Here is a 25709-nt window from a genome sequence, read left to right as displayed (position 1 = left end):
GAGGGCGGGCTGCATCGAAATCTAGAACAAGGACAATTGCTCAATCTCCATATTTTTCAAAAAGCTTCTTCTATGCATGGCGGTAGGTCCGTGCAGCTGCAGCTGTTCCCGGTGAAACTTGGTAGCATAGCCTTTATGTACGGCGATTCCGTATTCCGGATAACGCGCCTCCCATTCCCCCTCGCACAGCCTATCGCGGGTGACCTTGGCTATAATGGAAGCTGCCCCAATGGACTGGCTGTTGGCGTCCCCTTTAATGATGGCACGCTGGGGAATATCGCAATCCACCTTCTCGGCATCAACAAGCAGAAACTGTGGGGGAACCGCCAACTGCTCGATCGCCTTCTTCATCGCAAGTCTTGCCGCTTGTTTAATGTTAATGCGGTCAATCGTTTCCGCATCCACCAAACCGACGCCGACCGCCAGCGCCTGCTCCATGATAAGGTCGTATAGGGTTTCCCGCTTCTTGGCACTGAGTTTCTTCGAATCGTTAATTCCTTCAATGACCAGCCCCTCCGGCATAATGACCGCCGCAGCGACCACATCGCCGAACAAACAACCGCGGCCGACCTCGTCGATGCCTGCAATATGTATATAACGGCTCCAATACTCTCGCTCGTACATTAATAAATCTGTCATAGGTTTAACCCCTTTGGTTCCGAATTACCGTTTGTTGCCTATTCGTTCACACGGTGTATCGCATCTATTCTATCAATCTAGTAACTCTTCTAGAGTATCATACTCGCCAGGGAGCGTCACCCTTTTATCCCGTTCCGCATCCCGGCAGGAATGGGTTCGTCCATCGGCGAACCATCGGTTATACTCCCCGAAAAAAAGAGCCGCCGGCAGCGGCAGCTCTTCCCTTTATTCGATTTATCGATCCTTGGCTTCAAAGCCCAAGCCGCCATCGCTGACGATCCGAAGCGGCATCCGGCTCATTCAATTCCAGCCCCGAACCGTCAGCCTTTACGGCAAGCGCCCGTCCATCGTGGACGGATCGGATGGTTACCGTATCATCTTCCTGACGTTCTACTCTCCACCGCTGATTGTTATAACCGAGATACGTGTATAACTGAATCCGGTTCTGCCCGGTATCCACATCCAAAGCCTTCCCTTCCGGCGTGCGAATGGAATACGTGCCTTCTTCTCCTGTCGGTACCCATACCCATAGCAGGTTGCCCGTACCCGTTGATTCCTTCACGGTAACGGGTTCGCCGTTTACGGATTTCTCGGTATGGATCGCCTTGTTCACGGCTTCGTTCGTGAAGCTGGTTTTCGTCAGTCGAGCTTCAGACGAATGACGGACGTAGACATTTTGATAGGAAGCCTGTCCGCCGAACACATTGACCCCAAAATGTCCTTCGGCAAATGTCCCGTCCATCACATCGATTACCGTCTTCCCGTCCACGCCGACTTGAATATGCGGACCTTTCGCTTCAATCCTCAGGTGATAGCCTCTTCCCCCTTGGATAAAGCCGGGAACGCTGGCCAGGACTTGACGTTCCTCGAATCGACCTTCGACCATGTAGAAGAGCCGAATCGACTTCAAACCAGGATCCAAATTCAGATAATATCCGCTGCGGCCGTCCCCGCTTGCCCGAAACAGCATGGATCCGGCACCGCCTGCTTCCCCAAGCCGCATGTCTCCCTCGAACGTGAAGTCTCCTGCCCTCTCTTGCGCCATATAATTAGCATCACTCGAATGGCTGCCCCGGATTCCATGCTCGGTAAGGACCCACTTCGAGGCCTTAAGATCCGGTTTCCATCCCGTCAGATTCGTTTTGAATGTTCCGCTCGAGACCAACACGCGGGTGCTCGCCGATATTTTTCCGTTTGGGGTTGAGGCCGTAATGACGGCTTCTCCCGCATTCGCCGCTTTCAATACGGCATGGGTCTCATCGGATGAAACAATCCGGACCGTCTCGGGATGACTGGATGTCCATACCAAAGGTTTCTTCCCGTTGCCCGGGACACGATCCACGGCAGCGTACAACGATTCGGTCTGTCCCCGGGACAGGTCCAGCTCGTATGAATCCAACAGGATGCGGGAAGCAGGTTCCGATGGATCAAGAGGCCTCCACACAGAATCCAGCTCATGCACCTTCAGGGATTTCAGCTTTACTTGGCCGCCTAGAGTGTAAAAGCTCATCCCCCGTCTGGCCCGATCCGGAAAAATAACGTCCGAGAACACAATGTTTCCGTCATTGCCGAACACCTCGACGGAAGATTCATCGACATAAATACGCAGCTTGACCACTCCATCTACGGGGTGCAGCAAAGCTTTGTGTTCGGTCGAGAACAGGCTGGAGAAATCCGTGGTTCCCGATGCAGAACGGTCAATGAACATGTGATGCGCGGAGTTGTTATAACCGACCACCGTCTGTTGTCCGCCGCCTTCCCGCAGCCGGAAGCCGAATTCCAGCTCGCTGCTGTCTGTCGGAATCTCGACTTCCGCCTCGATTTCAAACGCGCCGGCCTGAATCCCCTTTAACACATTCTGCGAGGTCTCCGTCACTTGCCTGTTATTCACATGGATTACCGTATTCCGGAGGGTCTCTAGCTCAGAGATTGGAGACTGGTGCAGACGTATCCCCTCACTCGTCGTTCTGAGCGACAGCTCTCTAGGGATGGTCAGCTGACCTTTCCAGCCCGAAGTCGGAAAACTGAAGGGGTAATCCCAGTTCGTCATCCATGCCAGCATGATTCTTCGATTGTCCGGCAGGTCGGAGAAAGACATGGAGGCGTAGAATTCCTTGCCCCAATCCGTTCTCAGCACGGTCCCCGCCGTATGATCATTCATAAATTTGCCGTCTGGCGTCACATCGCCGATAAAATATTCCGCATCGGAGCCTTGGGTGTTCGGATTAGCGCCGCTGCTGATCATCAACACCCATTTGCGCTGACCGGAGCCGTCCACGGCAAGCTGAAACAGATCCGGGCATTCCCACACGCCTCCACGGATATATTCCCCATACCCGAAACGGTCCGTTAAGGTCCAATCGACCAGATTGTCGGAGGTAAAGAAACGGATATGATCTCCCCCTGATACCACCATGATCCAGCGGTTGTTGGCTTCATCCCGTACCACTTTAGGATCGCGAAAATCCCATCCTCCCGGATCCTCGCCCTGTTTGCCCGGGTTCTCGATGAGGATCGGCCGTTCTTTCGAATACGTCCAGGTCCGTCCGTGATCGGTGCTGTAAGCAAGTCCGATCTTCTGATTCCCGCCCGGCCGATCAGGATTGAAGGATGTGTAGTAGGCAATGAGCCCTTTGCCTCCAGAATCCCCGAACAGGCCTGAAGCGTTCGTTGTATCGGCTACGGCAGAACCCGACCAGACATGTCCGAGATCGTTCCAAGGCAGTGCGATCGGCAGCCGGTTCCAATGCACCAGATCCCGGCTGACCGCATGCGCCCACTGGCCTCCGTCCTGATGGAAGAGATGATATTCCCCCTCAAAATAGACCAATCCGTTCGGATCGCTTGCCGAGCCTCGGATTGGGCTATAGTGATACTGCGGGCGATATTCCTCTGTATAATAATCCGCCATCGGGGTTACGTAAACGTCCTGAAAGTAAGCCGTTCCGGACTTTACCTTCATCCCGATCGATCCGCCCGCGTAACTTCCGTCGGATACGCGGATCGCAGCGGGTTCGTAACCATCTACAACCATTTGAATACTGTCTCCGGAGACGTGGATCTCCACATGATGCGCACTTGTTGGCAGGCTTGGATAGGTACGGCTCGATGCGCCAATCACCTTTCCATCCGAGGTTTCCAGCGTTACCCGGACCTGATCATCCTCTCTCCTGAATACGGCTTCGTATCCCTCCGTTCCTTGATCGTTCCCTCTCCAATAGAACCCGGCTTCAGCCTGTCCCCCTAAGGTGATATTGCCTTCCAGCACATAATCCGCAGCCGCATTCTTATAGACCCTGTAGGCTTCGAGCCCCTTCGATGCCGATCCCTTAAGCCCTTTGATGTCAGGCTGCCAGTCCCCGCTCGTATTTGCCCGTCCGAACAGGTTGCCTTTCCACTCGCTCACCTTGATATTTTGAAACAGGGCGGAACCGTCCCACACATGAAGACCCAGGTATCCTGTGGAATAAGCCGTATCATCGATTTCTATCATCGGTTCATATTGGCTTCCCCAATATACCTTGATATTGCTGCCTACCACCTTGACCTTAAGGTGAACGATGTCCCCCCGACTCAACGCGACCGCTTTTTCCACCTTCAATCTTCCATTCCCTTCGCGGGCATCCTTGAGGCGTACCAAGCCTGCGCTGGGAACGATTTGCAGCATATACGATGACCAGCCGTCAACGCTTGAACGAAAGACCAGCGAAGCATCTGCTTGCATATCCGTAATCATCACATCGGCTTCATAGACAAAATCATCCGCTCTGGTTGCGGAGATCGCCGCTGCGTTCTCACTTGAATCGGAACTAAGCCGTAAACCTTCTGCCGTTTGTTCCATCCTGCCGTTGCCCTTCAACTCCCACCCCTCGAGGTTGGTATTTACATTGGATGCGCTTTCAAAAATGTCGTTTTCTCCTTTCCCCTTCAAAGCTGCATTCTCTTCATGGATCGCTGACGCCGCCCATGCCGAATCCGGAACGACGCTTGTCGCCAGCAACAAGGTCATCGTGATCGTAGACATCGTGCGCAGCAACTTTGTATGTACACCCTGCGGTAATTTCATATATCCACCTCTTTTCGATTCTTTACCCCACGTTATATAGGTAGGAAGGAACAGCCCGAACAATCGGGCTGATCTCCTGATGACAGACCTGTTTAGGATTGCGAATCTTGCCATGCCCGGATTCCCAGAGCTAATGCTCCGCATAACCCGGACTGAGTGCCTAATACTGGGGGAACTATATAATGTTCGATATCATGTACAATTTCGTCGGCAAGCACATATCCGTTCAAATTGCGCCTCACCACTGCACGAATGAGGGGATACAGCTGAGCCTGCTGCATAACGCCGCCGCCCAGTATGATCTTCTCCGGGGAATTCGTCAGAATCAGTCCGGTGATGGACTGCGCTATATAATAGGCTTCGATTTCCCAAGCGGGATGGTCGGCTGGCAGCAGATGTCCTTTCAACCCCCATCGGGCTTCAAGCGCCGGTCCAGCTGCCAATCCTTCCAAGCAATCGCCATGGTAAGGACAGGTTCCTCCAAAGGCATCTTCGGGATGGCGTTTCACGGGAACATGCCCGCCCTCCGGATGTACCAATCCATGAACCAGCCGGCCTTCGGAATAAAGGCCGATCCCAATACCTGTACCCACCGTATAATAAGCGCAGCTGTTCAGCCCCTTGGCCGCTCCCCAAGTCGCCTCGCCCAAAGCAGCTGCATTGACATCCGTATCCCAGCCAAAGGGAATATCCATATGCGACTTCATGTTACCGAGGACATTGATCTGCGACCAACCATGTTTCGGTGTTGACGTTACATACCCGTATGTCGGGCTCTCCGGCTTCAGATCGATGGGTCCAAACGATCCGATGCCAATGGCTTCCACCTCATGATCCTGGAAATAGGAAATGGCTCTGGATAATGTACCCTCCGGCTGTCCTGTCGGAAAGCTGATGCGATCCTCGACGATTCCGTTTTCATTCCCGATACCGCAGACAAATTTGGTGCCGCCCGCTTCCATTGCTCCAATACGCATAACGCCGAATCTCCTTATTACTCATTCATCGTACTTTTACTGGCCACTAGATGAAGAAAACTCATAGACTTGCAGGGACTCTATCACCTTCCGGCCATCATCGGCAAATACGGTTATTCCCGTTGAAGCAGGATCAGGATAAATCAAATCCGTGATCACCGCCTGCCCGCGATCCGCGAACAGTTCCACGGACGAACGATCCACGAAAATCCGCATCTCCAGAATAGAGCCCGATGTCTGTAGCGGTGCCGAATGCTTGCCCGGGAAATCCTTATGGAAATCCGCCTGCCCTGAACGGCTGCGATCCACGTAAACCTCGGCAGCTCTTGCATCCCAGCCAACCAAGGTCTCTTGCCCTAATCCTGTCCTTACTTTCAAACCAAGCGAAAATGCAGCATCAAAGCGGACAAGGATCTCGCTGCTCTCCAACTGCAGATCGGCTAACCGGACAGCGGCTTCATCCACAGCGATACCATGCAAGGAAAGCAACTCGGTGCGGTGCGCTTCCATTTCGCGAACCGGCTGCTGCGTTAGCATGACTTCGCCTTCCAGCGTCTCCAGCTTGAGTTCCCGGACCAAGGTCATGGCTCCCCTCCAACCATCCGTTGGCGTCAGGTTTGCGTATTTCCAATTGCTCATCCAGCCGATGAACAGCCTTCTGCCATCCGCTGCCGGAATGTCCGACCAGCTGACCCCGGCATAATTATCTCTGCCGTAATCCAGCCACCGCACTTCACCTTTGGAGCGTTCATCCGGCATAAACGTTGTCCCGTCAAAATCTCCAATGAAATATTGCGTTCTGGAGCCCTCGACGAAGGCCGGATCATCCCCAATGCTGACAAGCATGACCCATCGCACTCCACTGTCTTCCGTTGCAAGGGGGAACAGGTCCGGACATTCCCAGACCCCATCATGAAATCCGATGCCCTCTCCAAACTCGCTGGCAAATACCCATTCCTTTAAGTTTGAAGATCGATAGAGACATACCGTCTGCCCGCATGCCACAATCATCACCCACTGCGACGACGGCTCATGCCAGAACACTTTGGGATCCCGAAAATCAACATAGCTGTCATGGCTAAGGACCGGATTGCCGTCATACTTCGTCCACGTTCTTCCTTCGTCCTTGCTGTACGCCAGACTTTGGTACTGCATCATTTGCTGAGCGCCCGGCACATCATGATGGTGCGTGAAGATCGCCACAAGCCCGGGCTCTTCGTCGAAAAATCCGCTGGTATTGTCCCAGTCCACAACCGCACTGCCTGAGAAGATCGTGCCATGCTCATCCGGCGCTAACGCAATGGGGAGCTCTTTCCAGGAAACCAGATCCTTGCTGACCGCATGTCCCCAGTGCATGGGTCCCCATGTGGTGCCAAATGGGTGATGCTGATAAAACAAATGGTATTCCCCATTAAAATAGACCATGCCGTTAGGATCATTCATCCAGTTCTTCTGAGGTGAAAAATGGTAGGCATTCCGATAGTTTTGCTGTTCCGTGTTCGTCATTTGTGATCTCCTTCATTATCGTTATCATGGATTTACGACCGTACTTCAACGATATGCAGGAACGGCCGCTCGATTCCACTCGGTTACTTCATGTTTCTGTCGTATCCCGTTTGTTTGATCGTCAGCCACTCCTGAAGCCCAAGTCGATCCAATTCCTTCAGATAAGCATCCCATTCCTGATCTACTTTTCCATTCTGATACCATTCGGTGCGCATTCTTTCCAGGTAAGGGAACAAGTCCGCTTCAATCGTGGATAAGCGATCCAACTCGTCGATGGAGAAGAATACTTTCGGGTATGTATTCTCCGCTTTCATGTGCGGTACCATGACGTCTTTCATGAGTTTGAGCCTCCACGCCGCATCATCCGGCATCGTGGTGTATTTTCCATAATACTCGTCCAGGATCGCAAGCGGCCCCGCGATGCTTGTTTTTTGTCTAAGCTCTACCGGAGCCGTGCCTTCAAGCGGAAGGTGCTTCAGCATCCCTTTGGCTTCATCCAGCTCAAAAATATTCTGCTGGGTATCGTCGCCGTAAGTTCCCCAGTTGTTCTGAACCGATTGGAGCGGTTCATACATGGCATCAATCCATTTTGCCGTTTCTTCCAGCTTCTTGTTGCTGCTGGTAATGACCAATCTTCCCCGGTCCAGTCCGATTCCGTTCGTCCTCGTTACATTGATCTCGCCGGTTGGCCCTGCAAGCGGCGGCATCAGGTCATACGTATCATTCATGCCCGTGATGTTGGCTTTATCCCACGTAAAATACATGCCGTACCGATGGTCTTTTCCCTTGGCCAGGTAGGTATTCCAATCCTGCTGGAATGCTTCGATGTCAATTAATCCCTCTTCATACAATTCGTGAATGAATGCTATGGCTTCCTTATACCCTTCCTCTGCGGCGGTGAACACCACCTTGCCGTCATCCGTAACAACGGTGTGATCCCAGTTCTCGCCCAAGCCGAATGAAGCAAACAGGAATGTCAGATCCTCCCCGCCCGGCTTATTAATGAAGGAAAGCGGTATTTCGTCAGCCTGTCCGTTGCCGTTCGGATCTTGGGTTTTGAACGCCTTTAATACGGTTTTCAGCTCTTCCGTCGTAGTTGGCATATCCAGCCCCACGGCGTCGAGCCACTCCACGTTAATCCATGGGAAGTTATCCACCGATTGAATCCGCTCTTTCCCTGAGCCCAACTCCTCGATCCATGGAAAGGAATAAATATGCCCATCCGGCGCCGTAATCATGTTGACGTATTCCGGTGCTTCCTCCAACACTTTTTTCAGATTGGGCATATGCTGTTCGATTAAATCCTCCACGGGAATGATGACTCCGTCCTTTGCCAGCTTCAGCAGATCGTAATCTCCGTACCCCGCATCGAAGATGGCATCGGGCAAATCTCCGCTCGCTACGGCCAGATTGCGTTTTTCCGCAAATACATCGCTTGTATAATTCTTCCACTGGATGTGAATGCCCGTCTTCTCCTCCAGGCGCTTGTTGATCAGCTTCTCGTTAGGGTCGGCAGGAGCCAGCGGCGAACTTTGCGTCAGGACGTTCAAGGTGACTTTACCGTCCGGCGACTCATTTGAGGCTTCCCCGCCCTTGCCGCACCCGGACAAGAGCAGCACGGCTGCCAGAGCTGTCAGGGTTACCGCTTTTTTACGGTTATGTTTCTTGGATCTCTTCGTATTCATATCAATGACCTCCCGAATCCTGTATTTGGATAACTATGTTGAAGCGGCCCGCTATTTGAGAGAGCCTACCATAACACCTTTCTCGAAGTACTTTTGGAAGAACGGATACATAATCAATAGCGGAAGGCTGGAGATCACGATCGCCGAATATTTAATCATTTCCGAGAGCCGTTTCAGTTCCGCCATCGCAAGCTGGTCGCTGATCATGCCCGGCGCAGCCTGGTTTTGTATGAGAATCGATCGTAGAACGAGCTGAAGCGGGTGCAGCTTGGGATCGTCCAGATAGATCATGGCATCGAAGAATGCGTTCCACTGGCCCACGAAGGCATACAGCGCGAGCACAAAGATAATGGGCTTGGATAGCGGCAGTACGATCCGGACAAAGATTTTCATATCGGAAGCCCCATCCACATTGGCTGCCTCTTTCAATTCATTCGGCACTCCTTTGAAGAAGGTTCGTGACAAAATGATGTTCCACACATTCACCGCGCCGGGGATGATCACGGCCCATACCGTATTGAGCATGCCAAGCTCCCTTACAAGCAAATACGTAGGGATTAGTCCGCCTCCGAAAAAAATGGTGATAATGAACAACGTCATGAAACAATGGCGTCCGGCCAGCCGGTTCTCCGAAAGCGCGTATCCCGCACAGACCGAAACCGTTACCGTGAGAAGCGCAAATGCCGTCGAATAGAAAACGGCATTGCCAAATCCGCGGAGCATCGCGGGATTGGACAGAATCATCTGATATCCTTCCAGGCTCCAATCGGAGATTTTAAAAGACAGTCCTTGATTCAGCAGCACGGTGGGATCCATGAACGAGGCCACCACAATGTAAACCAAGGGAACGACAACGACCAGTACAGCAAGCGTTAAAAAGATCGCGTTTAATGACAACAGAAAGCGGTCGAAGCGAGAATGTTTGACGGCCATGAGTATGACTCCTTTCCTAGTAGAGGCCTTCGCCTTCATTGAGTTTTCTGACAATAAAGTTCACCGTTACGAGCAAAATGACATTGATGACGGAGTTGAATAAACCAACGGCTGCCGAGTACGCATAATCGCCTGACTGTAAGCCGACCTTGTACACATAGGTAGCGATAATCTCCGAAGTAGGAAGATTCATCGAGGTTTGCATCAGATACGCCTTTTCAAAGCCTATGGACATAATGCCACCCGCCGCCAGTATGAAGACGATCGCCATAATCGGCCTAATCGTAGGCAGATCGATATGTCGGATGCGCTGGAGAAGGTTAGCTCCGTCCAGGCTGGCCGCGTTATGCAGCTCGGGGTCCACATTCGCAAGAGCAGCCACATAGATGATGGAGGCCCATCCGGCACCCTGCCATATATCTGATAGAATATAAATCCACCTGAAGTATTCCGGCTGCGACATAAACATCAGCGGATTTCCCGTCATCCAAATGACCAATTGATTGATCGGCCCCGTCGGGGACAAGAAGATAAACAGCATCCCGACAATGACGACCACCGAGATGAAATTGGGCGCGTACAGGAACAATTGAATATTTTTCTTGACTGCCGCTTTGCGAACCTGGTTTAACATGAGCGCAAGCAGGATCGGCACCGGAAAGCTAAAGATAAGACCAAAAAAACTCAATTTAAGCGTATTCATAAAAATGACGTCAAAATTTGGCGAGGCGATAAATTTTTCAAAATGCTTGAGCCCGACCCACTCGCTCCCGAGGATTCCTTTAATCGGGCTGAAATCCTTAAATGCGATAACGGCACCGTACATCGGAACGTACTTGAAAATAAGGGTCAATATAAGCGCCGGGGCCAGCAGTATGTACAGAAAATAGTTTTTCTTGATGAAAGCGAGCGTTCGCCCTGCGGAGCTCCGTCCCCTGATTACCCCTGCCCCCTGATTGGCTGGTTCCACTGAATGTCTCAAACCTGTTCCCCCGTTCTTTCTAGAGAAGTTTACATATTGCTTACAGAAAAGGCTTTCATTTTTCACTTATGTTGAATGTCGCTTTTACAATTTATCAAATGATGTAACATCAGTCAATAGTATTTGTAAAATTTAATTTGTGCAATTGACAACATTATTTGTTCATTTATTTCCTCTTCCATTCATGAAAATGAGCAACAGAAGCTCTTTTCCTTATAAAGTTGGAAGGATTTATTATTTTTTTCCTTGTTAGATGATGTTCCAGCCAATATAAATAAATGGCAACCAGGAAAATGACAAAACCTCTTCAGTTTAAATGTTAAATATATTGTGCATTTGTAAAGTCAAGGTTGCTATTTGGGCTAATCTATTATACATTTGATTTAAGATATTCAGAGGTCATAAGCGACTGGAAGAAACAGCGGACCTTCGCATGAACTTGATCATTTGAGGTGAAATCAGATACATGACGAAAGAAAAAGTCACAATTCAAGATATTGCCGATGCACTGGGGATCTCCAGAAACACGGCATCCAAGGCTCTGAACGGGAGCGAAAGTATTCCGGACGAGACGCGCAGCAAGGTTATCCGAAAAGCGATTGAACTGAAATACAAACAGTTTGCTTTCATGGAGACGGACAATCTGCTGACCAAAAACCCGGGAAACATCGCTCTTCTGACGGCGAATCTCCCAAGCACCTCCCATTTTGGCTCGCGATTAATCAGCGGGCTTGAGAAACGAATCAGCGCGGAAGGATATAACCTGTCCATTCATATTGTCCGTGACATCGATCGAAGCTCTCGGACGCTGCCTAACAATTTTGAATCCTCCAAAGTGGATGGCATCATATGTATCGAGTTATTTGATATGGACTACAGCAAGGAGCTCACAAGCCTGGGCCTTCCTACCGTATTTATCGATTGTGCCGCTGACATGTTCTACCCGGACTTGCAGGCGGATTTGCTTCTAATGGAGAATGAACACAGCACCTGTCATATGACCAAGCAGCTCATCGAGCAGGGCAACGCATCTTTGGGATTCATCGGGGACATCCGGCATTGCAAGAGCTTTAACGAACGCTGGGTGGGATTTAATCGGGCTTTGACCGAGATGGGGGTCCGGCTGGATCCGGAACAGTGTGTCCTAAACCCGGACCGCGAGTTTTTCTCCGAGTCCGACTGGATGGAGAAGCGGCTGAAACAGATGAAACAGTTGCCGTCCGCTTTTGTATGCGCCAATGATTTTATTGCGGTCAATGTGATGAAAGCCTTGAAGAATAGCCATATCGCCATCCCCAGCGACATTGCCGTATGCGGCTTTGATAATGCGCCTGAATCGCGCATCGTTGAACCCCATTTATCAACGGTACATATCTATAGCGATGAAATGGGAATTACTGCGGCTAATATGCTGTTGTCCCGGGTGAAAGAACCGGCGCTGCCCTATCAAGTCACCCATATCCAAACCAAGCCGATCTTCAGGGCATCGACCGAAAAAACAGACTAGTTTTATCCTTTTTAAGAAAAAAGAACCGTTCTGCCGGTATTCGGCTGAACGGTTCTTTCGGTTTAATGGGGTGGGAGAGACAGTGCATTCTCCCTTAAACGAATCAATAAGGCGATTCCATGGAATACCGCCCAAGCTTCCCTGCGCGAAGCTCACGCAGGAATAGGCTTGAGGCTTTTTCCAGATCGACTCTTCCGCCGCTTACGATGCAGCCGCGTTTTCTTCCGATTGCCTCCATGACCGCGACGATTTCATCCGGGTTGTCCAGATCCGTCGGGCGCTCCATCAGGTCAAAGCGCTCGCTCATCGTTTCCCAGTAATAGTTGGCGAAATATTTGATCGCAAAAAAGGCAATATCCTCTACGTTCAATATTTCCTCTTTGATGGCACCGGTTACCGCTAAGCGGTATCCTACATTCTGATCCTCGAACTTCGGCCACAGAATACCGGGGGTATCCAGCAATTCCATCTCACCGCCGGCCACCTTGATCCACTGCTGCCCTTTCGTGACGCCCGGACGGTCTCCCGTCTCCGCGATGTTACGACCGGCAAGCCGGTTAATCAGCGTGGATTTTCCAACATTCGGTATGCCGACAATCAACACGCGCATCGCTCGCGGGTTCATGCCCTTGGCGATTTGTTTGTCGATCTTCTCTTTCAGCAGCAGCTTAATCTGGTTCGGAATATCCTTAACGCCTGTCCCCGTGGATGCATCGACGGGAAAAGCCGTCAGTCCGTTTTCTTTAAAATAGGCCTGCCATTGCCTTGTAACCTCAGGATCGGCCAAATCGGCTTTATTCATAATAACGAGCCGCGGCTTGCCCTGCAAAATCTCGTCGATCATCGGATTTCGGCTTGAGAGCGGAAGCCTCGCATCGATCAGTTCTATAACGGCATCGATCAGCTTCAGCTTCTCCTGAATTTGACGGCGCGCTTTGGTCATATGTCCAGGAAACCATTGTATTGTCAAACGTCGTCACCTCTACTTTGCTCTGCAAACTTTCATCGTTTCTATAGCGCCATGCGGCTGGCTAATGGTTGATGAGCCCTATGTCTTTAATCGGCCAGAAAATCAAGTCTGCTCGACCGATAATATCCCCCAAAGGAACATATCCTATCATTCGGGAGTCGGTACTGTTGGAGCGGTTATCCCCCATCACGAACACATGGCCCTCAGGGACAACGCCGTCCTGAACAAACGAGTTCGGAAAATCCGTGTTATTGTATAATCGATTTTCAGCATGGGCTTGATCAATTGCTTCCTGTATGTAGGTTTCATTCACAGGTTCCCCGTTGACAAGCACTTTATCGCCTTCCACTTTAACCGTATCACCGGCAACCGCGATCACGCGTTTAATGAAATCCCTGCCCTCGTCAGGAACATGGAACACGATAACTTCGCCACGCTCGGGTTTGCGGATATCATATAAAATCTCGTTGACGATCAGCTTCTGATTCGAAACAAAGTTAGGTTCCATCGATGGTCCCTGCACAATAAACGGTTTAAAGAGAAGCCAGCGAATGAGAACGACGAGAACCAGCGCAATGAGAAGAGCCTTCAGCCATTCTACAAGCTCGTTCTTAGCCTTTTTGGCCGGTTTTCCCACGTTGGTTTCAATGGCCTCCTGGTGTTGATCTTTCTCCATAATCCACCGTCCTTCCCTATAGATCGCTTTCGCATGATAACGATTTTTGGATATACAAAAGGGGCTTGTATATACGCACAAGCCCCTTTTACCGCCTTGTAATTAACGACGAATTTCTTTAATTCTCGCTGCTTTACCGCGCAGTTCACGAAGATAATAAAGCTTCGCACGACGCACTTTACCACGGCGAGCCACTTCGATTTTATCGATTTTAGGCGAGTTGATTGGGAAAGTTCTTTCCACACCAACACCGTAAGAAATTTTACGAACGGTAAAAGTCTCACTGATTCCGCCACCGCGACGTTTAATTACTACACCTTCAAACAACTGGATACGCTCACGAGTTCCCTCGATAACCTTAACGTGTACTTTTAAAGTATCACCAGGACGAAAGCTCGGAATATCTTTACGAAGTTGTTCTTGAGTAATCGCTTGAACGATATTCATCTAGGACTCCCTCCTCTCACACAGGTGTTCTTGCATCTTCCGGAAACTCTATGTATTTCCTTCATTATCCGCAGCGGACCACCGTATTCACAACAAAAGAAATAGTAACATATTTTGCTGACTGAATCAAGTATTTTATCTTTACACCCTCATCTATAAACCCGCTCAACGCTCACTGGTCTTTAAAAAACCACTTCCAGCATGAAGATCATGCCGGAAGCGGTTAGGCTGAACTTAATTTACGCTTTCTTTCGAGTCATGCAAGCCTTTGTGGCGTTTGCCATAGTATTCAAGGATGTCGTCTACCGTTTGGAATTGAACTTCAGTATGGTTTGTTTCTTCTATTTTTGCTTCCTGCTGTTGTCGATGTTCTGTCATGACAAGATGCCTCCCAGTAATCTCAAGTGTTTCTCCAGATACATATTACCCACCGAAGGAGACGATGCATCAACCATATTAAAAAAATTGACACTGAAGTATACAATACTTGGCTATGAGCCAATTCTAAAGATAGAAATCCTTGCAGCGGTTTGCGGTGCCGTTATCGATTTACTGACCGGCGATAAATTATAGAGCCCAACGGTATTACCTGCACTTAAATTGATGACGGCAGATCCTGATACTTCGGCGTTGGTTGAATTCGAGTTCATGTTCGCCGTATTTGTCGTATTACCGTTAACAACAATTCCGAAAGTATTAGGCGCCGTCGAACCCGTTTCAAGCGATATCTGCCAGTCAAAGTAGTAGAAGCCAGCTGTCACGATGGTCAGCGTCGTGGTACCGTTAAAGGTTACACCTTGAAGTGTGCTTGTTGAAAAAGTAACCGGCGAGTTGGTGGCCACATTTTGTATGACTCCATTGCTGGCATAGATCACACTACCGCCCACGAGGGTAGTAGACCCGGTTGGACCCGTCGGGCCTGCCGGACCTGTTGCTCCCGTTGCTCCTGTTGCCCCCGTTGCTCCTGTTGCCCCCGTTGCTCCTGTTACCCCCGTTGCTCCTGTTACCCCTGTTACTCCCGTGGCTCCGGTTGCTCCTCTTTCTCCTGTTGCTCCTGTGGCTCCGGTTGCCCCTGTTACTCCCGTTGCTCCTGTGACTCCCGTTGCCCCAGTTACTCCCGTTGCTCCCGTTGCTCCTGTGACTCCCGTTGCCCCCGTTGCTCCTCTTTCTCCTGTCGCTCCGGTTCCTCCGGTTGCCCCTGTTACTCCTGTTGCTCCCGTTGCTCCGGTTGCACCAGTTACTCCTATGGCTCCCGTTGCTCCCGTTGCTCCTGTTGCCCCCGTTGCTCCTGTTGCCCCTGATGCTCCTGTTACCCCCGTTGCTCCTGTTACCCCTGTTACTCCCGTGGCTCCGGTTGCTCCTCTTTCTCCTGTTGCTCCTGTGGCTCCGGTTGCCCCTGTTACTCCCGTTGCTCCCGTTGCTCCTGTGACTCCCGTTGCCCCCGTTGCTCCTCTTTCTCCTGTTACTCCCGTTGCACCAGTTACCCCTGTTACTCCCGTGGCTCCGGTTGCTCCTCTTTCTCCTGTTGCTCCTGTGGCTCCGGTTGCCCCTGTTACTCCCGTTGCTCCCGTTGCTCCTGTGACTCCCGTTGCCCCCGTTGCTCCTCTTTCTCCTGTTACTCCCGTTGCACCAGTTACCCCTGTTACTCCCGTGGCTCCGGTTGCTCCTCTTTCTCCTGTTGCTCCTGTGGCTCCGGTTGCCCCTGTTACTCCCGTTGCTCCCGTTGCTCCTGTGACTCCCGTTGCCCCCGTTGCTCCTCTTTCTCCTGTTACTCCCGTTGCACCAGTTACCCCTGTTACTCCCGTGGCTCCGGTTGCTCCTCTTTCTCCTGTTGCTCCTGTGGCTCCGGTTGCCCCTGTTACTCCCGTTGCTCCCGTTGCTCCTGTGACTCCCGTTGCCCCCGTTGCTCCTCTTTCTCCTGTTACTCCGGTTGCACCCGTTGCACCAGTTACCCCTGTTACTCCTGTTGCTCCCGTTGCTCCTCTTTCCCCAGTCACACCTGTGGCTCCGGTTGCCCCTGTTACCCCGGTTGCTCCTGTTGCTCCGGTGGCTCCTGTTACCCCGGTTGCCCCTGTTACTCCTGTTGCTCCCGTGGTCCCCGTTGCTCCTCTTTCTCCTGCTACTCCCGTTGCTCCCGTCGCCCCAGTTGCTCCTGTTACCCCGGTGGCTCCTGTTGCACCCGTTGCACCTGTTGCCCCTGTTACTCCAGTTGCTCCCGTTACCCCCGTTGCTCCTGTTGCCCCTGATGCTCCTGTTACCCCCGTTGCTCCTGTTACCCCTGTTACTCCCGTGGCTCCGGTTGCTCCTCTTTCTCCTGTTGCTCCCGTTACACCAGTTATTCCTGTTGCACCCGTGGCTCCTGTTTCACCGGTCGCTCCTGTTGCACCCGTTGCTCCCGTCTCCCCAGTGGCTCCTGTTACTCCTGTTACTCCTGTTACTCCTGTTACTCCTGCCGCTCCAGTGGCTCCTGTTGCTCCTGCCGCTCCTGTTGCTCCTGTTGCTCCTGTCTCTCCGGTTGCTCCCGTTGCTCCGGTTGCACCAGTTACTCCTCTTTCTCCTGTTGCTCCCGTTGCACCAGTTTCACCGGTCGCTCCCGTTGCACCCATTTCACCTGTAGCTCCTGTTGCACCCGTTGCTCCTGCTGCACCAGTTTCTCCGGTTGCCCCTGTTGCCCCTGTTCCCCCCGTTACTCCCGTTGCCCCTGTTACTCCTGTTGCCCCTGTTGCTCCTGTTGCACCAGTTTCTCCTGTTGCTCCCGTTGCTCCTGTTTCACCCGTTGCACCTATTGCACCCGTGGCTCCGGTTGCTCCCGTTGCTCCAGTGATACCTGTTGCTCCGGTGGCTCCGGTTGCCCCTGTCTCTCCGGTGACTCCTGTTGCCCCCGTTGCTCCTGTTGCACCGGCTGCTCCCGTTGACCCTCTTGCTCCTGCTGCCCCCGTCGCTCCTCTTGCGCCTGCTGCACCCGCCGCTCCTCTTGCACCTACCGCTCCTCTTGCTCCTCCTGCACCCGTCGCCCCTCTTGCTCCCGTCGCTCCCGTTGACCCCGCTGCCCCAGGAACACCCGGTACTCCTTGGGCACCTGTAGCTCCAGATTCGCCCGTCGGTCCCGTTAGATCTTGTACATTTTCAACGAAATCCTGCATCATCATACTTTGAACGCTCTCGGCACTTATTCTTGAAACAGATAACAAAGAAAACAACAACCCATTCCGATCAGTTGTCGGTATATCCAAAGTTGTTACCGTTTCTCCAAGCATATTGGTATAATTCATCAATCGATCATTCACTTGCATCGGAGACGCGCCTTCCACCAGTGATGCTATTACGTTCTGGGACGCTGTCTGCAGAGCTTCCCGCTGCGCTGCAGAAGCGCCCAAACGGGATACTTGTTGATTGATATCTTCAAAAACAACTCCTAATCTATTCGCGGATTCCATCCCTGGATTCGTCACTGCGTCCGCAATATATAACGGGAGATTATCGACCAAGTTGTGTAATGGGATCAAATCCATTCTTTCTTGTGCATAACCCCATCTGTTGAGCGAACTGCTAATTTCAAGAATGGATGATCTAATCAATCTTCCTATTCCGATGCGCTCGGCATAAGAAAGGATAAGTACTGCAAAAAAGTTTATTCGATCTATAATTTCTCTGCTATTGTTCATATTAGAAATAACTAATACTTGCTCAGCGGCCATTCGGATAAATCGCTTTTCGCTTTTAGATAGTGACATATTGGAAGACAACAACATTTTTTGGATCCGTCGAACTTGTCTTTTTAGACGAATGAAGTTTTCATGTACCGGTTGCTCAATGAATATGCGGACAAGTGCTCTCAATTGGCGAAACGACCAAACCAGGCGATTCAACCAAAGCTCTCTTAACCTCGTTCGCCTGGGCGCTATTTTTCGTGAAGGCGTGCACTTCAATTTGCCGCGATTTCCTCTCCGTGGGGAATCCAATATGCTTCACTCCTCGTTCTGCTTCTCTACGACTCAGCAAACACCCATATCTGCAGATTATTCACTGGGCGAACAATAGGTTCGAAATCTTACAGTTGAGCCGCAACAAAAAAAGAGAAGGCCCATTTACGAGAAGCCCTCTCTTTTCGTCATCCAAGTTATTCGTTTCATTTTGCCTTGCCGCTTTGGGCACGTAATTTCTCAAGATACGCCGTATCCTGTTTCGAAAGCTCCAGCCCCTCCAATAATTCAGGGCGTCTTTCCCATGTTCGTTTAAGCGCTTGTTCACGGCGCCATACATCGATATTCGCATGATGACCGCTTAGCAAAATATCCGGCACTTTCCAGCCGCGGAACTCCGCCGGACGTGTATAGTGCGGGTATTCCAGCAGGCCCGTACTGAATGAATCCGTCACCGCCGAGGTTTCATTCCCAAGTACACCCGGCAGCAATCGGACGACGGAATCGATGACCACCATGGCCGGCAGCTCTCCACCGGTAAGCACGTAATCTCCGATGGATAACTCATCCGTCACGAGAAACTCGCGGATTCGTTCATCGTAACCTTCGTAATGCCCGCATATAAACACCAGATGCTCTTCTTGAGACAGCTCTTCCGCCTTCTTCTGCGTAAAAGTCTCTCCTTGCGGGCACATCAGAATGACTCGCGGAGGCTTGGCTGGGCCGGTGATATCCGCCGAAATCTCTCCTGCAGGATGAGCTCCCTCCCCATGATTCGAAATCTCATTCGGATCCGAAGCGAGGATGTCCTCTACCGCAGCAAAAATCGGGTCCGGTTTTAACACCATTCCGCCACCCCCGCCATATGGCGTATCGTCGACCTGCCCATGCTTGTTCCCGGCATACTGGCGGAAGTTGATGGCATTCAGGTTCACGATTTCTTTCTCGGCCGCTTTACCCAGAATACTCGAATGGAACACGCCATCAAACATTTCGGGAAACAGCGTCAACACATCAATCCGCATGGACTATAACAACCCTTCCATAAGATGCACGCGGACAAGCTTCGATTCCTTGTCGACATCCAGTACGACATCCGGTATGGCCGGGAGAAGAATTTCTTTTCCCTTAGGTGTTTTGACAACCCATACGTCATTGGCGCCCGGCGTCAAAATCTCGGAAATCGTGCCAAGCTCCTCAGCCGGTTCCTCATCCGTCATCACCTTGCAACCAATGATCTCGTGGAAATAGTACTCGTTCTCCGGAAGCTCCTCCTGAAGATCCTCGGTGATTTTCAGCAGCGAGCCCTTATATTTTTCAGCCTCGTTAATCCCATGAAGCTCCTTGAATTTCAGGACATACATGTTTTTATGAAAGCGGGATGTTTCGACCGTTACTTCAATCTTATTCCCTTTGTCGGGAACGATATACAGCTTGCTCTTCGCGGCAAAACGCTGGTCGGCAAAATCCGTATGCGGCATGACCTTAACTTCGCCGCGAATGCCGTGCGTGTTCACGATTTTGCCTACGGTATACAACTTTTCAGACATGGTCTTCCTCCTGCATCACTTAATGAACGTTCTAAGCTGGTATGACCGGCTGATTTCTTCAGCATGTACGAAAAAGGGCTAGGACATGCATCCTAACCCCCTTTCGTATATTTTAAGAAATGATATCAACGGTCACCCGTTTATCCATTTTAACTGCCGCCGATGTAACGACTGTACGCAATGATTTGGCGATACGCCCTTGTTTGCCTATGACCTTCCCGACATCGTCAGGATGCACGTACAGTTCATATACAATCAAGTGCTCCTTCTCAACGGTTTTCACAGTCACATCTTCTGGATGATCCACTAAAGCCTTAGCAATAACGCGAACTAATTCTTCCATAGATAACCCTCGCGATCAGTCTTATTTCTGATGCTTCAGCTCATGAAACTTCTTCATTACGCCCGCTTTGCTAAGCAAGTTGCGAACCGTGTCAGATGCTTGCGCACCATTTTGAAGCCAGTTCAGTGCTTTCTCTTCATCGATCTTAACTTCAGCCGGTTGAGCAACCGGATTGTAATAACCGATTTCCTCGATAAAACGGCCGTCACGTGGGGAACGGGAATCAGAAACCACCACGCGGTAGAAAGGAGCCTTGTGAGCACCCATGCGTTTCAGACGAATACGTACTGCCATTTGAAAATTCACCTCCTTCAAAAAATGTCCATTCGATATAACCGGGGCTTAACGGAACGGAAACTTCATGCCTTTTCCGCCGGTCAGGCCCTTCAGCTGCTTCAAGGCCTTGTTCTTGCCGCCTTTAGGACCCATCATATCCGAGAACTGTTTCATCACGCGGCGCATTTCGTCAAACTGCTTGATGAGCCGGTTCACTTCAGCCAGCGAGGTTCCGCTGCCGGCCGCAATCCGTTTACGACGGTTGTGATTGATAATGTCAGGCTGCTGCTTCTCCGCCGTTGTCATGGAGTGGACGATAGCCTCAATGCGTCCCATCTGCTTCTCGTCAACCTTGAGATCCTTGGCTTGCTTCATCTTGCCCATGCCTGGAATCATATCCATCAGCTGATCCAGAGGACCGAGCTTCTTCACTTGATCCATTTGCTCCAAGAAATCCTCAAACGTAAATTCGGCATTGCGCATTTTACGTTCCATTTCCTTGGCCTTGTCCGCATCAATGTTCGATTGTGCTTTCTCGATAAGAGACAGCATATCGCCCATGCCGAGGATCCGCGATGCCATCCGTTCCGGATGGAACGGCTCGAGCGCATCAATCTTCTCCCCGAGCGCCGCAAATTTAATCGGACATCCGGTAACGGCCTTAACCGAGAGGGCAGCACCGCCTCGGGTGTCACCGTCCAGCTTTGTCAGCACGACGCCCGTGAGCGTCAGCTGCTGGTTGAAGCTTTCCGCGACATTCACCGCATCCTGACCCGTCATCGCATCAACGACAAGCAGGACTTCATCAGGATTCACCACGCTGTGGATCTGCTTCAATTCTTCCATCAGCTCTTCATCGACATGCAGCCGGCCGGCGGTATCGATAATGACATAATCGTGGCCGTTATCTTTGGCATGCTGCAGGCCCTGCTTCGCGATTTCAACCGGGCTTGTCTTGTCTCCTAAGGAGAATACCGGCACATTGATCTGATTGCCGAGCACTTCGAGCTGCTTGATCGCAGCGGGGCGATAGATGTCGCCTGCCACGAGCAGCGGTCGGCTGTTCTGCTTCTGAAGCAGCTTAGCCAGCTTGCCCGAGGTCGTTGTCTTACCGGCACCTTGCAAACCGGCCATCATAATGACCGTCGGCGGTTTATTGCTCTTCGCCAGCTTGGCTTGGCTTCCCCCCATCAACTCCGTCAGCTCTTTGTTAACGATGTCGATGATCACCATGCCGGGCGTAAAGCTGTCCATCACTTCCTTGCCGATGGCCTTCTCTTTTACTTTGGATACGAAATCCTTAACCACTTTGAAGTTAACGTCGGCTTCCAGAAGCGCGAGTCTAACTTCACGCATGGCGGCTGTTACATCTTCTTCGGACACCTTGCCTTTACCACGAAGCTTGCTGAACACATTCTGTAGTCTGCTGGTCAATCCTTCAAACGCCATATCCGCCACCTCCGTTCATACTTAATCCCATACTTTTAATCGTTCGACCATATCGGTCATTACATGCTTATCTTGTTCGTCCAGGTCGCTAGTCTCCACCATTTCCCGGAACTTATCCAGCTCTCGGACACGCGCCTCATGCTTGCTCAGGAGTCCCAGCTTCTCTTCATAAGACTCGAGCACCTGCTCTGCGCGCTTAATATGCTCATAGACGGCCTGACGACTAATCTCAAATTCGCCGGCGATTTCACCCAGGGAAAAATCGTCATGGAAATAATATTTCAAAAAGGTCTGCTGTTTCTCTGTCAGCAGCTGCTCATAGAAATCGAACAGCAAATTGATCCGGTTCGTCTTCTCGAGCCGATTCTCCTGACTCATTTAAGGGCACCCCCCTCGTCAAGGAAAAACACTTTACAGTTCGCTTAACGAACCTTATCATACAAAAAACGAAGAAGGATGTCAAGCCATTTCCCTTGTCATCCTTCATCATGCGCAGAAAGCCGTCTTCCCAGCGGTTCAACCGATAGGCAGAAGGTATATCAGTATAGCAAAAAAGTGGAGAATCGAGCCCGCCAGCACAAACAAATGCCAGATGGCATGATGGTACGGGAAGCCTCTCCATACATAGAAAATGGTACCCAGCGTGTACAGCACACCGCCAAGAACAAGCAAATTCATGCCTTGAGGCGCGACTACCGCCGTTAACGGATTCCAGGCAATGACGATCAGCCAGCCCATCGCAATGTAGAAAATCGTGGAGAGGAACAGAAACTTTTTGACAAAAAACGCTTTAAATACGACGCCGAACAGCGCAATGCCCCATACGATTCCGAAGAGACTCCAGCCCAGCGGCCCCCGGATGGCGACCAACAGGAACGGCGTATAGGTCCCCGCGATAAACAAATAAATGGAAGAGTGGTCCATAAACTCAAAGAAATCCTTGGCTTTCCCGTCCCTCAAGCCGTGAACGAGCGTTGAGCTCAAGTATAGAAGAAGCATCGTGGATCCGTAGATCGTAAAGCTCACAACATGCCAGGCTGTGCCCTTCAAGCTTGAAAAAACGATCAGGAGCACCAGCGCGGCAACGCTTAGCGCGGCTCCTATGCCATGCGTTATTGCGTTCGCTATCTCTTCTCTGCGCGGATAAGTGTAAGTATTGGCCATATCAGGTATCCTTTCGCTCTGAAATCTTATAGAGGTTGTTCAAAAAGTCATCTTTTGATCACGCAGCAGCACATGAAGCGACTTTTTGAACCCAACTTATACTTCATTATAAGCTCTGCCTGCATGCAAAATCCAGCGGACGCCCATATCAGCTTCTTTGCGGTAGGAACGAGCTCCGAACGCAACAAGTACCTTCTTGGAATTCGCGAACCTTCACTCTCCCTCGTTTTATATGAAAAGACAGGACCGAAACGTCATATTGAAGGCAATATATAGAATTTAATAGATTCGTTCCGGCCAGGGGAAAGCCTGTAGAAATCAACCATTTTTCAGCGATTCGGCGCATTCGTCCAATTCTATGAAGCTAGCATTGCATATATTATCCGGAGTACAAAGAAAGGAGGAAACCTCTTGGCTGTCATCATTTATCCGAGAACGATGAACTGGTCGTACATGAAACAGAGACCGCAGCAGCTTATGGCGCAATTGGGCTCGCTTGGTCATCAGGTTTTCTTCGAAAACCTGGCCCCGCTCGATAAGGAGTTCAAAGAAATTGAACCGAATGTGTATCTGTTCACCGATACCAAAACGTTTCTGCACAAAAAGCTGCCTGCCCTCCGCAAAGAACATCCCATTGTCGTCTGGACCACCTGGTCTAAGCTCCGGACGCGCATTTCCACGCTTTTCAAGCCCGATATTACGATCTACGACTGCTGTGACGAATTTCCGCATTGGGCTAAATATGAACCGAAAATGATTGATGAGGCGGACCATGTCGTGTGTACCGCAGAGGTGATCCACACCCGGTTGTCCTTGGCTTATCCGGATAAACCGCTCACCCTGATCCCGAATGGAGCTGACTCTTCATTTTTTCATATTCCATTCAGCGAAAGACCCGCCGATCTCCCTCCGGGTCCTGTTGTTGCTTATATCGGAGCCTGGGCATATTGGGTGGATCATGAGCTGTTCGCTAAGGCCGCCCTTCGGTTTCCGAACGTCCAATTCGTTTCCATTGGTGCTCCTTACGGCAGCTCCGGCGATTATTCGAAGCTACCGAACGTGCATATTCTCGGGGAAAAGCCGCACCAGGAGCTGAAGCGTTACCTTACTCATATCGACGTTGCGTTGATTCCCTTCCAATACCATCCGATTACGCTCGCTACCAATCCGGTCAAAGCATACGAGTATATGGCTTCCGGCGTCCGGGTGCTGTCGACGGCGCTGCCGGAATGCATTGCCATGGAGCCGCACGTCACCACAGCGACGACCCATGATGATTTCTTGGGCAAGCTGGAAGCCATGCTGGATCGCCCCGATTCAGCAGAGCACAAGCTCGCCCGCATAGCCTACGCCAGAGAGAACCGCTGGGTTGAACGCGGATTGAAAGCCGATCAAGTCATCCGGCAAGCCATCATGGACAAAAGCATGAATGCCCAGTGATCCCTTACGCCACGATCCGTACGCAGCCGTTCGGCTATAGGTCCACCGATGCCGCATCTTATCGTGAGCGGGTCATTCAGGAAGTATCAGGGACAGACCGCGAGTGGATTTTATGGAGCTGCAGCTTGTCGTTTACCCATCGAGGATCGTCGGCTCTGGTCCCAATGCCGCTTCATATACCGGACCATGTCGTCTGTATATGTAGGAGCGGTGCCCCGATCTATTGGAGAAGAGCCTGGCTGCTTGCCGCCCTCGCCCGCTGGAATGACAAGCTTCCCGCTGCCAGATTTCTGCCTTATGATCTCCTGCCAGTCGATTCCAGCCTAACGTTACATCTGAAAGCTGCGCATTACCCACCGTATCAAAAGGAGCTGGAGTATATTCTCCCCGTTCTGTCTGCAACACGGAGGCAAGATAGCGCCGCTGGCTCCGAAGGGGCTTTATCTTCCAAACCGCCTCAGCAGCCAGAAGTCTCCATTCTCATGAGCATTTATAACATGAAGGACACTTTAGGCTGGAGCATTCGTTCCGTATTGGCGCAAACGAACGAAAACTGGGAGCTCTTAATCGGCGATGACGGCTCGGAGGACGAAAGTCTGAAGGAAGCCTGCGCTTTTCATGACGGTCGAATAAGGGTGATAACACAATCGCGTAACCGAGGAAAGGCGATCATGATGAATCGCCTGCTTACGGAAGCAAAAGGTCAATATATTCTGGAATTGGATGGGGATGATTGGCTGGCACCCGAAACGGTTGCTCTCCTATCCAAGGCGCTTGACAAAAATCCGGACGGGCTGATCGCCACGGGCAGATACGGATGCTGGGAACGAACCAAGCAGCTCGGTCCGTTATGGAGAAGGAATGTTGACTCCGGCAAGCTATATTCGATATACTCTCCGTCCTTCAATCGATCGCATGAACACGACCACCCGCTCGTTCCCCGAATGTACCGCAAATCTTCCCTGGTCGCCGTTGACGGCTGGCGGAACCGCGAGGATCGTTTCGGACGCATCTTCGAAGATATCGATGTGACCGCACGCGTTCTTAAACAAAGTTCGCCGATCTGTGTGGATGCGCTGTTGTATCATCGCGTCGTTTATGGCGGCAGCACCAGCCAACGAAGCCGCAGCCTCTACGAAGCCTGGTATCAGCAAACCATGCAGGGTTAGCGATTGA

The 25709-nt window shown here is 51.1% G+C and carries 22 protein-coding genes; 3 read left to right on the top strand and 19 right to left on the bottom strand.

Going from position 1 to position 25709, the window contains the following annotated elements:
• Positions 1-21 precede the first annotated feature (21 nt).
• From rnhB to AC3RCL_RS09975, 7 genes are all read right to left on the bottom strand, one after another.
• Positions 22-639 carry a ribonuclease HII gene (gene rnhB / locus AC3RCL_RS10005; RefSeq protein ID WP_009590921.1) on the bottom strand — a complete coding sequence of 206 codons (618 nt, stop codon included), beginning with the start codon at positions 637-639 and terminating at the stop codon, positions 22-24.
• Between the two features lie 250 nt (positions 640-889).
• Positions 890-4705 (bottom strand): GH32 C-terminal domain-containing protein, encoded by a 3816-nt coding sequence (locus AC3RCL_RS10000; protein WP_492535312.1) that lies wholly within the window; start codon positions 4703-4705, stop codon positions 890-892.
• Positions 4706-4797: 92 nt separating this feature from the next.
• A complete protein-coding gene (locus AC3RCL_RS09995) occupies positions 4798-5682 on the bottom strand; it encodes an ROK family protein (protein ID WP_492535311.1) in 885 nt (294 codons plus the stop codon).
• Positions 5683-5718: 36 nt separating this feature from the next.
• A complete protein-coding gene (locus AC3RCL_RS09990) occupies positions 5719-7188 on the bottom strand; it encodes a glycoside hydrolase family 32 protein (RefSeq protein WP_492535310.1) in 1470 nt (489 codons plus the stop codon).
• Positions 7189-7271: 83 nt separating this feature from the next.
• Positions 7272-8873 (bottom strand): ABC transporter substrate-binding protein, encoded by a 1602-nt coding sequence (locus AC3RCL_RS09985; protein ID WP_492535309.1) that lies wholly within the window; start codon positions 8871-8873, stop codon positions 7272-7274.
• A gap of 51 nt (positions 8874-8924) precedes the next feature.
• Positions 8925-9806, bottom strand: a complete 882-nt coding sequence (locus AC3RCL_RS09980) for a carbohydrate ABC transporter permease (protein ID WP_492535308.1) — start codon at positions 9804-9806, stop codon at positions 8925-8927.
• A 16-nt stretch (positions 9807-9822) separates the two neighbouring features.
• Positions 9823-10746 carry an ABC transporter permease gene (locus AC3RCL_RS09975; protein WP_492536310.1) on the bottom strand — a complete coding sequence of 308 codons (924 nt, stop codon included), beginning with the start codon at positions 10744-10746 and terminating at the stop codon, positions 9823-9825.
• Positions 10747-11254: 508 nt separating this feature from the next.
• Between AC3RCL_RS09975 and AC3RCL_RS09970 the strand changes: the two genes are divergently transcribed.
• Positions 11255-12295, top strand: a complete 1041-nt coding sequence (locus AC3RCL_RS09970) for a LacI family DNA-binding transcriptional regulator (protein ID WP_492535307.1) — start codon at positions 11255-11257, stop codon at positions 12293-12295.
• Positions 12296-12398: 103 nt separating this feature from the next.
• On the opposite strand, the gene ylqF is transcribed toward AC3RCL_RS09970, so the two are convergent.
• From ylqF to trhA, 12 genes are all read right to left on the bottom strand, one after another.
• Positions 12399-13265, bottom strand: coding sequence for a ribosome biogenesis GTPase YlqF (gene ylqF / locus AC3RCL_RS09965; RefSeq protein ID WP_492535306.1), 867 nt, complete (start codon positions 13263-13265; stop codon positions 12399-12401).
• A 61-nt stretch (positions 13266-13326) separates the two neighbouring features.
• Entirely contained in the window at positions 13327-13941 is a 615-nt protein-coding gene (lepB, locus tag AC3RCL_RS09960) for a signal peptidase I (RefSeq protein WP_036663956.1), read from the bottom strand.
• A gap of 102 nt (positions 13942-14043) precedes the next feature.
• Positions 14044-14388, bottom strand: coding sequence for a 50S ribosomal protein L19 (rplS, locus tag AC3RCL_RS09955; RefSeq protein ID WP_015736355.1), 345 nt, complete (start codon positions 14386-14388; stop codon positions 14044-14046).
• 234 nt (positions 14389-14622) lie between these two features.
• Complete coding sequence (locus tag AC3RCL_RS09950; protein ID WP_162939111.1) at positions 14623-14766, bottom strand: hypothetical protein; 144 nt, start codon at positions 14764-14766, stop codon at positions 14623-14625.
• Positions 14767-14879: 113 nt separating this feature from the next.
• Complete coding sequence (locus tag AC3RCL_RS09945) at positions 14880-18317, bottom strand: collagen-like repeat preface domain-containing protein (RefSeq protein WP_492536308.1); 3438 nt, start codon at positions 18315-18317, stop codon at positions 14880-14882.
• Between the two features lie 200 nt (positions 18318-18517).
• Positions 18518-19336, bottom strand: coding sequence for a tRNA (guanosine(37)-N1)-methyltransferase TrmD (trmD, locus tag AC3RCL_RS09940; protein WP_096776715.1), 819 nt, complete (start codon positions 19334-19336; stop codon positions 18518-18520).
• Between the two features lie 3 nt (positions 19337-19339).
• Positions 19340-19861 carry a ribosome maturation factor RimM gene (gene rimM, locus AC3RCL_RS09935; protein ID WP_009594996.1) on the bottom strand — a complete coding sequence of 174 codons (522 nt, stop codon included), beginning with the start codon at positions 19859-19861 and terminating at the stop codon, positions 19340-19342.
• A gap of 112 nt (positions 19862-19973) precedes the next feature.
• Positions 19974-20204, bottom strand: a complete 231-nt coding sequence (locus tag AC3RCL_RS09930; RefSeq protein ID WP_006211360.1) for a KH domain-containing protein — start codon at positions 20202-20204, stop codon at positions 19974-19976.
• Between the two features lie 21 nt (positions 20205-20225).
• On the bottom strand, positions 20226-20498 hold the full coding sequence (gene rpsP, locus AC3RCL_RS09925; RefSeq protein WP_006211361.1) for a 30S ribosomal protein S16: 273 nt from the start codon (positions 20496-20498) through the stop codon (positions 20226-20228).
• Between the two features lie 48 nt (positions 20499-20546).
• Positions 20547-21929, bottom strand: coding sequence for a signal recognition particle protein (gene ffh, locus AC3RCL_RS09920; protein WP_009594989.1), 1383 nt, complete (start codon positions 21927-21929; stop codon positions 20547-20549).
• Positions 21930-21950: 21 nt separating this feature from the next.
• Positions 21951-22307 carry a putative DNA-binding protein gene (locus AC3RCL_RS09915; RefSeq protein ID WP_096776717.1) on the bottom strand — a complete coding sequence of 119 codons (357 nt, stop codon included), beginning with the start codon at positions 22305-22307 and terminating at the stop codon, positions 21951-21953.
• A gap of 138 nt (positions 22308-22445) precedes the next feature.
• A complete protein-coding gene (gene trhA / locus AC3RCL_RS09910) occupies positions 22446-23093 on the bottom strand; it encodes a PAQR family membrane homeostasis protein TrhA (RefSeq protein WP_015736361.1) in 648 nt (215 codons plus the stop codon).
• A 411-nt stretch (positions 23094-23504) separates the two neighbouring features.
• On the opposite strand from trhA, the gene AC3RCL_RS09905 reads away from it, so the two are divergent.
• Both AC3RCL_RS09905 and AC3RCL_RS09900 read left to right on the top strand, forming a co-directional pair.
• A complete protein-coding gene (locus AC3RCL_RS09905) occupies positions 23505-24533 on the top strand; it encodes a glycosyltransferase (protein ID WP_492535305.1) in 1029 nt (342 codons plus the stop codon).
• Positions 24530-25702 carry a glycosyltransferase family 2 protein gene (locus AC3RCL_RS09900; RefSeq protein ID WP_492535304.1) on the top strand — a complete coding sequence of 391 codons (1173 nt, stop codon included), beginning with the start codon at positions 24530-24532 and terminating at the stop codon, positions 25700-25702. The genes AC3RCL_RS09905 and AC3RCL_RS09900 overlap by 4 nt, the downstream gene beginning before the upstream one ends.
• Positions 25703-25709 lie beyond the last annotated feature (7 nt).

This window comes from Paenibacillus sp. MT86 (assembly GCF_058792535.1).
The sequence above is the reverse complement of the archived record's forward strand: the minus strand, read 5'-3'. Positions and strand labels throughout refer to the sequence as shown.

What these genes read in the sequence shown, in the direction of transcription:
- rnhB (WP_009590921.1), bottom strand. Translation starts at nt 639, where the DNA reads ATGACAGATTTATTAATGTACGAGCGAGAGTATTGGAGCCGTTATATA.
- AC3RCL_RS10000 (WP_492535312.1), bottom strand. Translation starts at nt 4,705, where the DNA reads ATGAAATTACCGCAGGGTGTACATACAAAGTTGCTGCGCACGATGTCT.
- AC3RCL_RS09995 (WP_492535311.1), bottom strand. Translation starts at nt 5,682, where the DNA reads ATGCGTATTGGAGCAATGGAAGCGGGCGGCACCAAATTTGTCTGCGGT.
- AC3RCL_RS09990 (WP_492535310.1), bottom strand. Translation starts at nt 7,188, where the DNA reads ATGACGAACACGGAACAGCAAAACTATCGGAATGCCTACCATTTTTCA.
- AC3RCL_RS09985 (WP_492535309.1), bottom strand. Translation starts at nt 8,873, where the DNA reads ATGAATACGAAGAGATCCAAGAAACATAACCGTAAAAAAGCGGTAACC.
- AC3RCL_RS09980 (WP_492535308.1), bottom strand. Translation starts at nt 9,806, where the DNA reads ATGGCCGTCAAACATTCTCGCTTCGACCGCTTTCTGTTGTCATTAAAC.
- AC3RCL_RS09970 (WP_492535307.1), top strand. Translation starts at nt 11,255, where the DNA reads ATGACGAAAGAAAAAGTCACAATTCAAGATATTGCCGATGCACTGGGG.
- lepB (WP_036663956.1), bottom strand. Translation starts at nt 13,941, where the DNA reads ATGGAGAAAGATCAACACCAGGAGGCCATTGAAACCAACGTGGGAAAA.
- rplS (WP_015736355.1), bottom strand. Translation starts at nt 14,388, where the DNA reads ATGAATATCGTTCAAGCGATTACTCAAGAACAACTTCGTAAAGATATT.
- AC3RCL_RS09950 (WP_162939111.1), bottom strand. Translation starts at nt 14,766, where the DNA reads ATGACAGAACATCGACAACAGCAGGAAGCAAAAATAGAAGAAACAAAC.
- trmD (WP_096776715.1), bottom strand. Translation starts at nt 19,336, where the DNA reads ATGCGGATTGATGTGTTGACGCTGTTTCCCGAAATGTTTGATGGCGTG.
- rimM (WP_009594996.1), bottom strand. Translation starts at nt 19,861, where the DNA reads ATGTCTGAAAAGTTGTATACCGTAGGCAAAATCGTGAACACGCACGGC.
- AC3RCL_RS09930 (WP_006211360.1), bottom strand. Translation starts at nt 20,204, where the DNA reads ATGGAAGAATTAGTTCGCGTTATTGCTAAGGCTTTAGTGGATCATCCA.
- rpsP (WP_006211361.1), bottom strand. Translation starts at nt 20,498, where the DNA reads ATGGCAGTACGTATTCGTCTGAAACGCATGGGTGCTCACAAGGCTCCT.
- ffh (WP_009594989.1), bottom strand. Translation starts at nt 21,929, where the DNA reads ATGGCGTTTGAAGGATTGACCAGCAGACTACAGAATGTGTTCAGCAAG.
- AC3RCL_RS09915 (WP_096776717.1), bottom strand. Translation starts at nt 22,307, where the DNA reads ATGAGTCAGGAGAATCGGCTCGAGAAGACGAACCGGATCAATTTGCTG.
- trhA (WP_015736361.1), bottom strand. Translation starts at nt 23,093, where the DNA reads ATGGCCAATACTTACACTTATCCGCGCAGAGAAGAGATAGCGAACGCA.